This window comes from Pseudomonas sp. SH10-3B (assembly GCF_019891415.1).
GTDB lineage: Bacteria > Pseudomonadota > Gammaproteobacteria > Pseudomonadales > Pseudomonadaceae > Aquipseudomonas.
On the sequence record NZ_JAFLXD010000004.1, the window covers coordinates 105,503 to 118,238 of the forward strand.

Consider the following 12,736-nt stretch of genomic DNA (forward strand, 5'->3'; position numbering starts at 1 on the left):
GTTATTCCAGGTCAGAGAGTTTGCTGCGCTGACGCGCTTTCTTTTCGTTTTCGATGCGGGCCATCATCGCGCGCATGCTCTTTTCCAGGCTTTGCATGTCGGTGCCAGGTCCTGCCGTGATGGTGATTTTGTAGGTGTCGTGGCTGTCGTAAACAGCAGCCGCAGGCGAGCTGCTGATTGGCGGCGTGTTGTCCACGGCAAACGCCGGCATCTCCGTGACGCCCAGGGCCAAGGTGCCTGCCGCTGTCAGCTGCTTGCTTATGCTGGTCAGGGCGTTCAACGGTCCGTTCTGTCCACCTTCAAGGCCCTGGGTAAGCCCGGCCATGGTGAACCCGCCCAACTCCGCGAACACGCGCGACGGGCTGTGGATACCGAGCTTTTCCTTGAACCAACCAATGCTGGCGTCGCCGATCGAGCCAATGGCGTCTTTGACGGAACCGAGACCAGCCGTCAATCCATTGATCAGACCGTTGACGATCATGCCGCCGAACTCTGTGAATTTTCCCGGCAGTTCCAAGCCGAAGTAATTCATAACCCCGGAGAAAGCTTGGTAGAACATGCCAAGTGGGCTGAAGTTAGTGATCAGCTGAAGAATGCCAGTAAGGCCCTGGTCAAAACTGGTCTTGATATTGACCCATAGGTTAACGGCACCGGTGGTGATTGAGCCGATGCTTTGAAGCAACGTCGTGATCATATTGCCGAAGGCCGCACCAAATCGCTGCCCCATCGACTGGGCTGCGCCGCCGACGTCCTCAACCGGCGTCAGCAGGTCTCTGAACCAACGAATCAGCTCGCTGATGCCGGTGGAGATCATGTTGAATATTGGCTGTACGATGCTGCCGAGCAGTCGCAAAGCGTCACCGACAACCGGAATTGAGTAGGCGGCTCTCGCCAGGCTGCCCAGTAGGTCGCCGAACTTACTAAAGCCATCGAGCGCCGGTTGCAGAGCTGCGCTAAGTCCCTGCCAGAAGCCGATGAAAAAACCTTTTATCGGTTTCCAGTATTTGTAAACAAGAAGCCCGACAGCTACTAAACCTGCAATTGCTGCGATTAACCAGCCAATGGGTGTTGCCAGGATCGCACTGCCGATTGTACTGATAGCACCGCCTAGCGTAGTGGCGAACATCCGTGATCCCTGCGCTAACATAGGGAAGACGTTGCGGGCCAACCCGGTCAGTGTGGGCATTAGCCGGCTGAGCATTTTGGTGATGCCGCCACCCTGAAGACCGAACATTGTCATGCCGTAGCGCAGCACCGCGAACGGGCCAAGCATGCTCGCCATAGTCAATGCCAAACCGCCGAAAACGAATGCCAGCGCAGCAATCGCGGCCACGACCTTGACCAGGCCACCGGCCAACTTGGGATTCTCCCTAGCCCAGGTGCCAACGCTATTCGCGATCTCCCCCAGCGTGTTGATCAGATCCTTGAGTTCCGGCGCTACCGCTGCACCGAACTCTGCCATGGCATTGGTGAAACTACCTTCTGCGGCCTCCATGATGTTGGTGAGGGTGCTGAGTTGCTCGTTGACTCGTGTACGCAGATTGGCCTGGGTTTGCAGCTTCTGCTGGACCTCCTTATACCCGGCCAGACCCTTGTTCATCATCGTATTCAAGGTGGTGAGCGTTTCAGCATCATCCCCAAAGAGCTTGCTGATTACAGCCGTGCGGTCGGTGTCATTCAGAACTTTAAGCTTTTCCACCTGCGCGTACAGGTTCTCCAGGCCAGCAAAATTGCCGTCAGAATTTGTGAATTTGAGCGAAACACCTTTCTTAGCCCCCGCCGCGATCTTATTGGCTTTATCAACCTTGTCCTGGTCCAGGCCAGCCTGGAAGATTTTGCGGAAGGAGTTACCTGCCGCACTTCCGTCCATGCCTGCCTGGTCCATCATGATCAACAGCGGCGCCAGTTCCTTGGCCGCATCAAGTCCCGACTTTTTGATGGTATCCATGACAGGCGCGATTTTACTGAAGCCCTGGAGCATCTTGTCCGAGTCCAAGCCAGCGTAGAAACCACGCTGGATGGTATCCATCAGGCTCATCATGTCTTTTTCGCTGGTACGCGTGGCGTCCTGCATCTTGGCGGCAAACTCAGCCGCCTCCGTGGCTCCCATATTCAACTGGACGCCCAAGTATGCTGCGGCCTCACCAGTACCGCCGAGGATGCTCTGTGCGCTGATGCCCTGGCGCCGAAGCATGGTCATCATGTTCTGGAAGTCAGCTGTGGTACCGGGCAAGCGGTCTCCCAGCTTGGTGGCCAGGTCGGTGATCTTCTGGAAGTCCTCCGAGACCTTGCCGGTGTCGTCCATCATTGACACCTTGAGCTGTGTGGCGGAATCCTCGTTGGGTGCGAAGGCCTTCACTGCGGCGGCAATGGGGCGGCTGGCTGCATAGCCAACGCCCAGGCCAGCGGCGCCGTTCACGGCAAGATTGCCGGCGGCACGTTGGGATTTTTCCATCTGACTGCGGGCCAACACCGCCTGCTTGTGCTGGGCGCTCAGCTCGGCCATGCGCTTGCCTTGGGTGCTGATACTGACGTTGGTGGCGTTGATTTGCTCGCGCAGCTGGCGCTCGTGGGTCCCAAGGTTTTTGGTGCTGATGCCGGCGTCGTAGAGTTTCGAACGCAGGCCTTGCAACTGCTCGCTCTGCTGCTGGTGCTGCTGCTTGAGTCGTGTGGCCTCACGTACTGCCGACTGAAAGCTCCTGGTCATTGCCCTGGTCGGCGCGTCGGTGGCGGCGAGTTCCTGACTCAGGGATTTGACGCGGTCTCGTGCGGCGGTGAGAGACGCGCCGGTTTGCTCAGCAGCCGCGCGCTGAGCCCGCCAGGCGCTGACGTCTTTCTGTTGGGACGTGAGTTCTTTCAGGCGGTCGCGAGCGTCCTTGAGGGCGCGTGCGGTCTGGATGCCCCCCTCGCTGATGTGCTTCAGGGGGCGGGTAGCTTTGTCGATGGTACTGAGCAGCACCTGAAGTTTCAGATCATTTGCCATCGGTGGAGCTCCGCACCCTGGCGCGCTCGCGCCAGTCCATCAGTTCCTTCAAGCCCAACTGATCCATGTCAGCCGGCGCCCAGTGAAAAACCACGGCCAAGTCGGCCATGGCGTCCTCTACGCAACGAGGGATGCGTCCGTCTTCATCGATTTCTGTAGCAAAAAACCAGACACCTTGGTGCCGAGTGCGAACAGGTCGGCCGGGTCCATCGACGTCACTTCGACGGCGGTGAGGGTAGGGGTGCTTATGCGCGGAACCACCTTGACCAGGCTGTTGACATCCATATTCAGCAGCTCTGCCAGGCTCACGCCGCGCAGCTCGCCCGAGTTGGGTTTACGCAGGGTGATGCTGTCGATGCTGGTGGTTCCACGGCGGATAGGCGTATCGAGGGTGACGGTGTTGTCGTCGACCAGCGGTTTAACGTCGGGTTGTTCGGTCGTTTCGGTTTTCATGGGAAGAGCTCCTGGTGGTGGGCAAGTGTGTTATGTCGCGGGTGGGCTATCAGATGCCCAGGGCGTTGCGCTGTTTTTCCAGCATGTCGACGCCTCCGACCTTCTCGATGAAGTTCAGTAGGTCGATTTCAATGATCTCTTCGTTGTCGACCGTCAACTTGTAGTAGGTGCAGGTGGTGGTCATCGAATGCTCGGTGTCTTCGCCAGGCTGAGCGTCACCCATTTCGATGGTCTCGTGACGACCGCGCACAACTACTTCCACGGCGCTGACTTCGCCCGTGTCGTCCTGCTCATAGGCGCCGGTAAAGCGCAAGCCAACACCCGATGCGTTGACCATGCCGAACTGTTTCAGGCTGATCAGGTCCAGGCCGCCAGTCTTCCATTCGAACTGGATACCGTCGTCGGAAAAGCCAAGGTCAGCCTTGACCGGGCCGTTCATGCCGCCGCCACGAAAGGCTTCCATCTTGCGACCGAGGGCAGGCAGGGTGACGGACTTCACCACGCCCCTGTAGGCGTTGGCGTCATTGAACAGCATGAGGTTCTTGAGTTTGCGTGGCATAGCCATGACGGTGTTCTCCGGGTGTTTGGCAGGGGGTTAACTCCCCTTGCGGGGAGCCCCGGTTTAGCCGTTGATCTGACTGGCGAACTGCATCAGGTAGCGGTCGGTGATGCGTTGGCGCAGGGTGAGGTCTTCCAAGGGCGGTACAGGCGTGTAGTCGTAATCGATCGTCAGCTTGCCGGCCTTGAGGGTGTCTTTGTCGTTGATGTCTTCCGGGTACCAAGCACTGCCGCCAATCAGGTAGCCCTGGGCAATCAGCTCGCGGAACTTGGCGTTGAGGCCTTCGAGGAGGTCCCGCACCAGGGAGGCATGCATGGGCTTGTCCACGGCCCACATATGCGCTTCGGCCATGGTGTCAGCGAGGATCTGCGCGGTACGGGTGTAGTTTTCGAAGGCAAACAACGGGTCGTCGCTGCACGTGCGGCTCCCCCAGAAGCGGAAGCCGCCCTCACTGATCAGGGTGGTGACCTCGTTGCTGTTGAGATAGTTGGCGTCGGTGGCCGGGTTTTGCAGATCCCAGAACACGTCGGCGCTGATCCCGGTCACGCCGTTGACCGCTACGTTGGAGATGGTCTTGTGCCAGCCGGTGTCCTTGTCGATCAGAGCCCGCAGGCCCAGGGCGCGAGCCACTGCAGACGCGGTAACGGTAGCGCTGGTGACGGTGTTCCAGTTCATGAACTCCGGCCAGATCACCATGACCTCACGGGCGCCGAAGTTCTGGCGGTAGGCGACCACCTCTTCCTTGGTTTTGCAGTCCCACGCACTGACGTAGGCGAAGGCACGCAGGTCCTTGGCGATCGATACCAGGGCGGCGGCCACCGGCTGGCTGTCGAGGCCTGGCACACCGAGGATACGTGGTGTCATGCCCACGCGCGCCTTGGCGGCGAGCAGGGCTTTCATGCCGGTGTACTTGCCGTCGGCGGTGGTGGTGCCGATCAGGGCGCTGATGGTGGCTGATTCGTCTGCGCCTTCCTTGACCCGCACCACGATAGTGTAGGGCTTGGTCTGGTCGGCAATGGCTTGCAGGCTGGATGCCAGAGTGCCCTTAACGCCAGCCTTTGCGATCGCTGTTTGGACGTTGGTCAGCAGAACGGGGGTGTCCAGCGGGAACGCGAGTGGGTCCGCATCTTCAGCCGTACAAACCAGGCCGATGACTGCGGTTGCGATGGTGCGAATGGGGCGGGTGCCGTCGTTGAGTTCGAGAACCCGCACGCCGTGGAGATAGTCTGAACCGGCCATGGGTGGTTGCCTGCGCTGTGATGGAATGACAGTGCACAGGCTGCCGCGCGCGCGCCGAATGGGCGAGCGTCGGGACTTGTAGGGTTGGGGTTTACAGGGCCAGGCAGCGGATGCCGCCTGGCGGGAATCACTGAGACTGCTCGGCCAGCCAAGCGGGTGCACGCGGTCGGTGTTCAATCAACGGAAACTGCCCCGTTTCAGGCCAATTGCGCAGCGCTCGGCGGTAGGCCTGAAGCTCTGTGTACTGCGCGGCAGTCAATGTGGTTTCCATAGCCTCTTCCAACTCGTCTCGATGACGCGAAACAACGCCATCAGTCTCCGCAAGTTGCCCGTCGCGCCATAGACGTTCAACGGATGCGAGAAAGTCCGGGGACGGATTAGGTGGATCAATCAACATTGGGTAGCCGCTTTCTGACAAGGCCAACACCTGACCGTCAGCCTGACCTTGCAGCAGTTCGGCATGCTGCTCAACGGTGATCTTCAATCCACCGTTGTCGCGATCCAAAAACAGAAAACGCTGATCTTGTTCGACCCACTTGGCCCACATTGCAGGCGGGGGCGCTGGAGGTAGATCCGTCAGCACCGGGACGCCATCGACAGACACCATAATCTGCCCCTGATGAAGGCCCGCCATCAGGGTGTCGTATTCGTCTGATGTGAGCTGAGTCCCGCCGTTGTCGCTGTCCGAGAATAGGAAGCTCTGGTCATCATCAGACCACTTTGCCCATACCGTCATGCCGCCGCTCCTTTTGCAATGTAGTGACAAACTGCTGAGGGAATATTGCAGCGGCCGTTAAACCCCGAGCTGGACGCGGAATCATGCCAAGCCGACGAGGTAGTCGTTGAAGCGTTAACGGGAGTGATAACCACCTCATCAACCCGGCCAAATCCTAGTGGAAAGCTCACAGCCACAGGTGCCCCTGGCGTTGCGCTGGCAATAAATGTCCCTCGGCACTCTTGCTGCCCATTCGGCAACTTTTGGTGGCCGCTTGTGGAAGTCGATCCTGCAAACATGGCAGCGTGTCTAAGCGCGACAGAGCCGCCGACCAATCGCCATTCGCCCGACAGGCGTGCCAATATCGCCGAATCCCCTTGACCAAGAACAAGGCTGATGGCGCTACCGCTCAGGTTCGTACAAATCTCGCCGTTCGACCCAGATATGGTTACAGCGCCAGCACCACCGCTTACAACCTTGATCATCCCGCCAGACGCGATAGGCGCAGTTGGTGGCAGGGTTATGGTCACTGCTGCGGCTGCCCCCACGTTAACGATGCTACCGACGCTTCCATTGGAAAGTGTCGTGCTGGCAGAAACGGAACTGAAACTGCCCCACTCCATACCCATCTGCTTTACGAATTCGGTAGTCGCGAACAGTTTGGTGTTATCAAAGCGATCCGGGGTATAGCCGAACACCTTGGAAAACTGCAACTGAGCCGAACCAGACGCCCACCAGGCATTGGCGCCGTTACTGCCCAGGGCAAGGGTTGCACCCGGCTGCAGCAAAATGCTGATCGGCTGATTACCGTTACCGCCGTTTATCCAGTCCGCCCCAGCACAGGTCACCGTCACGACACCGTTGCCGATGTTGCGAAAATGAATCGCGCTTCCCGATGGCACTGCGTTAGCCGCTGGCAACGTCAGCGTAAAAGCCCCTATCGTCGAGACCAGCGTACCAACTGCCCCTGCGGTCAGCGTGGCGCTAGCGACAGCATTGGTAAAGCCACGATAGTTGCCGGATGCACGCATGACGTATTCAGTCGTAGCAAGCAACTTATCGTTCGCGAAAAGTGGCGGTGTCGTGGCCGTTGGCGTACCCAAGAAAGCTGGCGAGTTGATCGGTGCAAAGCCTTGCGTGACGTTCTGAAACGTCAGCGCTGTAACGCCCAGGACAATCACGCCATCGGTGATTAGTTGCCAGCGGGTGTCGGCCAGCGTCGCACCTTGCTCGACAGATACCAACAGGGCTGATGTGACCTCGGCGTTGCTGTTGGCATCCGGCGCCCGAGCCCAAACGCCCGCAGCCGCGATGTACAAACCGTTGTCTTTAGCGACCGCTTGGTTTTTCACCAACACACGATCACTCGCTACCAAGACAATACCGTCGATGGTCTGAAGCCCCGCCAGCGCAATGTTGGCCGTTGTGGCCACACGTACCGACTGCTTGCTATCGAGCTTGTAAAGCTCCTCCATAATCCGCAGATCGACATACTCGCGAGTCGCCAACACCACGGCCGGGTCAATCTTCAGCGTGATATTTCCGGTGCTGGACACAATGAAATTCATCCGCACTACTTGCGTGCGGCCCGATCCTTGGGAGAGCAGCGATTTGTAGGTCGGCGCACAGTTCGCGACCGCCACGAGATCGCCGTCCGCGTCGTACACACCAATTTCGCGAATCCATCGACCGCCTTCATCAGCCGGAATAATCTGCTCAGCAATGATCACAGCCGGGTTCGCCGGATCAACCCGAACTTGATTCAAAGGACGGCGGCGCCATTCGTTGATCAGGCGAGTCTGCGACGCACTGGGGATGGGGTCAGTGTTGTTTGCGTCACCCACGCCCATTTCATTGAATTTCCAGGGAATGCCGAGCGCGTCAGCGTTCGCCTGCTTAGCCATACCCACGTTAGTGAGGATGGCGAAAAACTGCGAATTCGCATCAATCATAATAAACGTCCAGGGTGTCTATGGAGTGTTCGCGACCAACCACGCCGATGGTCCCGGAGACCTCAATGTCACGCATGACCGGCGGGTATATGTCGATTTCATCGCCGTCGTACAGGGCGACGCTGATATTCAAAACGCCTGAGGTTTCCAGGCTGATCGCCAGGCCGGTCAGGTGGCGGGTGAGCGGCTTGGCGTCATCGATCAGCCAGGTCAGTTCCTGATACATTTCTTCGGTGATACCGGTGTCCAGCACGCCGACCTTTAATGCGAAGGTAGCGGGCACTCCCTCGGGCACTGTCTGCCACCATTCCTGCACCTCGATCAGATAACCCAACGGCTCGACAACGCGGCGCAGAGCGCCGATGGTGCCTTTGTGAGCGTGGATGTAGCGGGATGAGCGGATGGCCGCGCGCTTGGTGGCTTCTGTCCAGTTGCTGTCCCAGCGGTCGACGGAGAAGGCCCAGGCCAGGTAGGGCAGCGCCACCATCGGGCAGTCGTCCGGGTTACACAGCTGCCGCAGTGGGATCGGTACACGTTGAATCTGCGCCAGTGCTTGTGCTGCTTGGCGCTCAAGCGGCGTGGAGTTTCCCGGCAGCAGTTGCTGAGCGCCCATTACTCGGCACCCCGCGTGACGGTGATTCCGGTACAGAAGGGCGCCTGGGCCTTGGTGGCGACGATATCTACCCAGTCTTCCAGTACGACTTTTCGAATTCCCTCAACGTGCAACGCGGCATGGATGGCTGATTCCGAAACCTCCATACCCAGCCGCCGACGTTGACTGACGTAGGCCAGCAGGCTTTTCTCAGCAGCCACCAAACTGGGTTCCGACTCTGGGCCGCTGCTCAGCGGATACAGCTTGGCTTTGACCTGGTAGCGGAGAATTTGCGCGCCTTGGACGGTCAGGCGATCAGCCACAGGCCGGCGGTCATCGTCGCTGAGGTACGCCTTGACGGCGGCGACCAGATCGGCAGATGCCGTACCGTCACCAAGCAATGCCTGTACGGTGACGACTGCGACGGCAGGCGATGGGCTTTCAGCGGTTGCGTCGGCAACTCGGCCATCTGCCCCGCGCGCATGAAAAATGTAGCTCTGGCGAGGTCCCGCAGTGCTCAGCCCTTCCCAAGACATTTGCGCCCGTTCGCGCAAGCTGTCATCGCTTTCCATAATCCGTGCCACGGGTGGAACCGCCAAGGGTTTGGCTTCTTGGACTACCAGGCGTTTGACGTTGAAGTTGCCCGCCAGTTGGTCCAGGTCGGGGCCTCTGGCGAAGGCCAGCAGGTTCGCCATAGATGCTTCATTGACCCGCTGACGCCAGATGGTTTCGCGATAGGCGTTCTCTTGCAGCAGTTTGGCCAGGGGGTCCGAATCCATGTCGAGGCGGGCGGCAATCTGCGGTTGTTCCTCGATCGGCCACAGGCTGATCATGTAGGCCTTGCGCTCGGCAAGGATCAATTCGAAGTCGATCTGTTCCACGATCTGCGGCGCAGGGAGTTGGCTGAGGTCAATCGCGGCAAAGGAATTCATACGCCGCCACCCATTTGCAAAGGCACGCTCAAGCTCAGCGGCTCATTGCTGTCGACGACAGAACCTTCCAGCTCCAGAACCGATTGCCCTTGCAGGTTCGCGCCGAGGAACTGCACACGACTCAGACTTATGCGGGGTTCCCAGCGCATCAGCGCCATGACCGTGCCCGCGTAAAGGCGCAGGCGCGTTGCGTCGTTGAAGGGATGATCCACCAACTCGGATAACAGGCTGCCGTATTCGCGGCGCATGATGCGGGTGCCGATACGGGTGGTGAGGATGTCACTGATGCTCTGGCCGATGTGGTCTAGTTCGCTGATGTCGGCGCCGGTTTCTCGGTTCATGTTGGTACAGGCCTCCCGGACTGATCGGTGCCCTGCTTGACGCCTGAGGTCAGGTGATTGACCAGGCTGACACCCGCCGCGACCACGTCTACCGAAACGTCCACCCGGCCGACCACGTTCTGATTGCCGGTCTGGTTGTAGTCGCCCTGGTGATTGATGGGGCCGATGATGTTGATTCCGCCCTTGCTGACCAGGCTGGTGGTGCCGTTGCCGGGTAGGGTCGCGTTGAGGTGGTGAGCGACGCTGTCGTACTCGATCACCGCGCCGTCGGCGTAGGTGCGACGGTGTAGGCCCGCGCGGTTGCCGTTGGCGGGAATGTGGTCGCTGAACAGGCCGGTTACGACGACGCCGTTGGCGAGTTGGCCGGATGGGCTGAACAGGATCACCTGTTCGCCCTCGGTGGGAGGATCCCACTCCTGATCGGCTCCGGCACGCAGGGCGAGCCACGGCAGCCAGGCGGTAGTCAGCGTTCCGGTTTTTACCTGCACGCGCGGGGGCTTCATCTGCACGGCGGCGATGACGCCGAAGCGGATTAGGTTTTCGAGCATGCGGGAGAGGGCGGCGAAGTCGTTCATGGCGCCGATGGTCGCGCCACTTGTGCAGAAGTGCTGCTTCTGTCAGTTGTAAGTCCGGATTTTACAACTATTTAAAAACTCAGCTGACATTTAAAATTTGTTCTAAGGAGTATGAGGGGGATTTAGTTAGTTTTGATGTAGTTGGTGAGTTGGTTTGGGTGCCACATTGAAACCAATTCTGTTGAATTAATAAGCTCTCGACCATTGTCCATTGCCGGGACCTCAGGTGCAGTTGGCTTCAGCAATACTATTCTTTAGGACGACAAAATCCTTTTTTTAGACTTCGTTCGTGGCGGTTTTTTTTCTCTGAGCCAAATTTTGGTTGGTAAAAAATCAAATCGGTGACCATTTTTTTTCGGTCGGTGACGAATTTTTTTATTGGTTTTTTAGAAAATATATAATAATCAATTAGTTATGTTTGGTGATGTGATTTTTTTGAAAGAAAATTTTTTATTGACGTTTTAAAAAAAAGGTCTTAACTGAATTTTTATTTAGGGGGGAATGTTCATGAGAAACCAATGGCTCCTTATCCCAGTGTTAATGACCGCCGCGATTGGAACTCCCATCGCAATGTTGCGTTATTACACAATTCAAGAAACGGTGGGGAAAGATAATTTAGCGGTGCTTGACGGTCACGTTTTTAAAAATGCATACAATCCTTTGATCAAATCATCACTAACGCCGGAATACTATGCTGAAGTTCTAAGGGAGGCTGTAAGGATTGGTTGTAGAGGTGGTGACGCATTTAGTACGAATACAGTAAGTGCAGATGCTGTTTTGAACTGCTTTCAAAGAAATAATGGAGAGGATAAGTCTGGGGAGGCGATTTATAATTCACTTAAAGGTAAGGTGACATCTATTACTTATAATGGTATGCACTTTTGTATGGCGTCTTACGTCGGAAAACTAAAGTGGGTCACAGCGGCGCATTGTTTTTTAGGTAAGGCATCACCGTATGATAACTATAAGATTTTATTAGATAGGCCATACGATATAAAGGTAACAGTCTGTGATAAGAAAAATTGCGATGTCGCTTTGGTAGAACCTTCAGGAATGGAGGGTTTTGATGAGGGTTATACGCCTCTGAATACTTCTCTGGCCACGATTTCTAGTAAGACTCAGCTTTTTGTTCCAGGGGTCGAAATAAACACTCCTATACCCGGAAATAATATTGATGGTGTGTCTGAGGTAATAATGTGGAGCAAAATAAAAAATGCTTGTATTCCTTATGAGGTTAGGAGTGGATGCATTGCATATACTTGCAGTACGTTGACTGGGTTTTCTGGAGCACCTGTATATGCTGTAAAAAATAATTCAGTAAGTCTGGTTGGCGTACATTCGGGGGGAGGGCTTGGTGGGGAATGTGCTGCAATGGAAATGAATACTGCTGTTACTTCAGATATTTTAGCGGAGATATTGAAATGAAGAGAATAGTTATTTTTTTTGCCTCCAGCTTGCTTGCAGCGTGCAACTGGGGACCTAAAACAGTAAATACAAAAGACTACAATATTGAGGATGTAAAGCTTAGCGATCCTATTGAAGAACTCAGAGTCTTTTCGCAAGTTCGAAGCAAGTGTGCTACAGAAACACTAAAAATGGAGACTGCGCTGCCGCTTGGCGCGGTGGTACTTGGATCTGCGATAAAACAGGTCGCTGCATATGGCAAGGATCAAGTTGATATAGCAATTAAATATTTGCAGGGGGATGTGAGAGTATCGGGGGTTTCCTTTTTAAGTGACTCCAGTATTGTTCCTCTTCCTGCCCCTGCTCCATCACCAAAGCTTTGTATTTTAGCAGTTTATGGGCGCTTTAGTAATGATGGTGAGGTTACTGCGAAAGACACGTTTAGAAAAATTCAAGTTAAAAATGGAATGAATGAAAAGCTCGAAACTTTCATTACTGCTCTTGGCGAATATCGCTTGTCGGGAGTTAACTCTCCAAGTCCATTAAATGGTTTGGTTGGTAATCCTGTGTTTTTTGTTGAAATTAAGGCGGAAATTATATCAGGTGCCGAATCTCCTGAGGATAAGTATGTTTATAAAATAGCGCCAACTTATCTTTGGTATCCTCACCCATTGCACAAAGGCGTATTTGATAGAGCAAAACGTGATCTCACAGTGGAAGTGGCTTTTAGTGATGTTAAGGCGATTACATCTCTAGATGGCTTTCCTGCGGGTCATATGTACCGAGCGAATGACTTTTCATCTAGATTTTCTTTTGTTGAGGGTGTTAAAAAGCCAACGCTTAATGTTGTTAGTCTTTCAGTAATTGAAGGTCCTGATAAGGTTCCCAGCGACAAGGCGCTTGCTATTGTAAATGATGCTATCAAGGCCAAGGGAGATGAGTTGACATCGAAACTCGATGAGAAGTACAAAACAGGCGATTAGGTTTTATA

At 55.7% G+C, this 12,736-nt stretch carries 13 protein-coding genes; 2 read left to right on the top strand and 11 right to left on the bottom strand.

Annotated features, from left to right (window positions below):
• Nucleotide 1 precedes the first annotated feature (1 nt).
• The 11 genes from J1G35_RS04755 to J1G35_RS04805 all read right to left on the bottom strand — a co-directional run bounded on the left by J1G35_RS04755 (nt 2) and on the right by J1G35_RS04805 (nt 10,341).
• Nucleotides 2-2,983 carry a phage tail tape measure protein gene (locus J1G35_RS04755; protein ID WP_223013819.1) on the bottom strand — a complete coding sequence of 994 codons (2,982 nt, stop codon included), beginning with the start codon at nt 2,981-2,983 and terminating at the stop codon, nt 2-4.
• A complete protein-coding gene (locus tag J1G35_RS04760) occupies nt 2,973-3,092 on the bottom strand; it encodes a GpE family phage tail protein (protein WP_083207100.1) in 120 nt (39 codons plus the stop codon). Before J1G35_RS04760 ends, J1G35_RS04755 begins: the two co-directional genes overlap by 11 nt.
• Nucleotides 3,093-3,100: 8 nt before the next feature.
• Nucleotides 3,101-3,436: a phage tail assembly protein gene (locus tag J1G35_RS04765; RefSeq protein ID WP_223013821.1), complete on the bottom strand. Its 336-nt coding sequence runs from the start codon at nt 3,434-3,436 to the stop codon at nt 3,101-3,103.
• Nucleotides 3,437-3,485: 49 nt separating this feature from the next.
• On the bottom strand, nt 3,486-4,001 hold the full coding sequence (locus tag J1G35_RS04770) for a phage major tail tube protein (protein ID WP_223013823.1): 516 nt from the start codon (nt 3,999-4,001) through the stop codon (nt 3,486-3,488).
• 57 nt (nt 4,002-4,058) lie between these two features.
• Nucleotides 4,059-5,234 carry a phage tail sheath protein gene (locus J1G35_RS04775; protein ID WP_223013825.1) on the bottom strand — a complete coding sequence of 392 codons (1,176 nt, stop codon included), beginning with the start codon at nt 5,232-5,234 and terminating at the stop codon, nt 4,059-4,061.
• A 127-nt stretch (nt 5,235-5,361) separates the two neighbouring features.
• Nucleotides 5,362-5,970: a phage tail assembly chaperone gene (locus J1G35_RS04780; RefSeq protein WP_262417142.1), complete on the bottom strand. Its 609-nt coding sequence runs from the start codon at nt 5,968-5,970 to the stop codon at nt 5,362-5,364.
• Nucleotides 5,967-7,901, bottom strand: coding sequence for a phage tail protein (locus tag J1G35_RS04785; protein WP_223013827.1), 1,935 nt, complete (start codon nt 7,899-7,901; stop codon nt 5,967-5,969). The genes J1G35_RS04780 and J1G35_RS04785 overlap by 4 nt, the downstream gene beginning before the upstream one ends.
• Nucleotides 7,894-8,514 (bottom strand): phage tail protein I, encoded by a 621-nt coding sequence (locus J1G35_RS04790; RefSeq protein WP_223013829.1) that lies wholly within the window; start codon nt 8,512-8,514, stop codon nt 7,894-7,896. The genes J1G35_RS04785 and J1G35_RS04790 overlap by 8 nt, the downstream gene beginning before the upstream one ends.
• Nucleotides 8,514-9,425: a baseplate J/gp47 family protein gene (locus J1G35_RS04795; protein WP_223013831.1), complete on the bottom strand. Its 912-nt coding sequence runs from the start codon at nt 9,423-9,425 to the stop codon at nt 8,514-8,516. Before J1G35_RS04795 ends, J1G35_RS04790 begins: the two co-directional genes overlap by 1 nt.
• Nucleotides 9,422-9,766, bottom strand: a complete 345-nt coding sequence (locus J1G35_RS04800; RefSeq protein WP_223013833.1) for a GPW/gp25 family protein — start codon at nt 9,764-9,766, stop codon at nt 9,422-9,424. The genes J1G35_RS04795 and J1G35_RS04800 overlap by 4 nt, the downstream gene beginning before the upstream one ends.
• Nucleotides 9,763-10,341: a phage baseplate assembly protein V gene (locus J1G35_RS04805; protein ID WP_223013834.1), complete on the bottom strand. Its 579-nt coding sequence runs from the start codon at nt 10,339-10,341 to the stop codon at nt 9,763-9,765. Before J1G35_RS04805 ends, J1G35_RS04800 begins: the two co-directional genes overlap by 4 nt.
• Before the next feature lie 507 nt (nt 10,342-10,848).
• On the opposite strand from J1G35_RS04805, the gene J1G35_RS04810 reads away from it, so the two are divergent.
• Both J1G35_RS04810 and J1G35_RS04815 read left to right on the top strand, forming a co-directional pair.
• Nucleotides 10,849-11,766 (top strand): trypsin-like serine protease, encoded by a 918-nt coding sequence (locus tag J1G35_RS04810; RefSeq protein ID WP_223013836.1) that lies wholly within the window; start codon nt 10,849-10,851, stop codon nt 11,764-11,766.
• Nucleotides 11,763-12,728, top strand: coding sequence for a hypothetical protein (locus J1G35_RS04815; RefSeq protein ID WP_223013838.1), 966 nt, complete (start codon nt 11,763-11,765; stop codon nt 12,726-12,728). The genes J1G35_RS04810 and J1G35_RS04815 overlap by 4 nt, the downstream gene beginning before the upstream one ends.
• Nucleotides 12,729-12,736 lie beyond the last annotated feature (8 nt).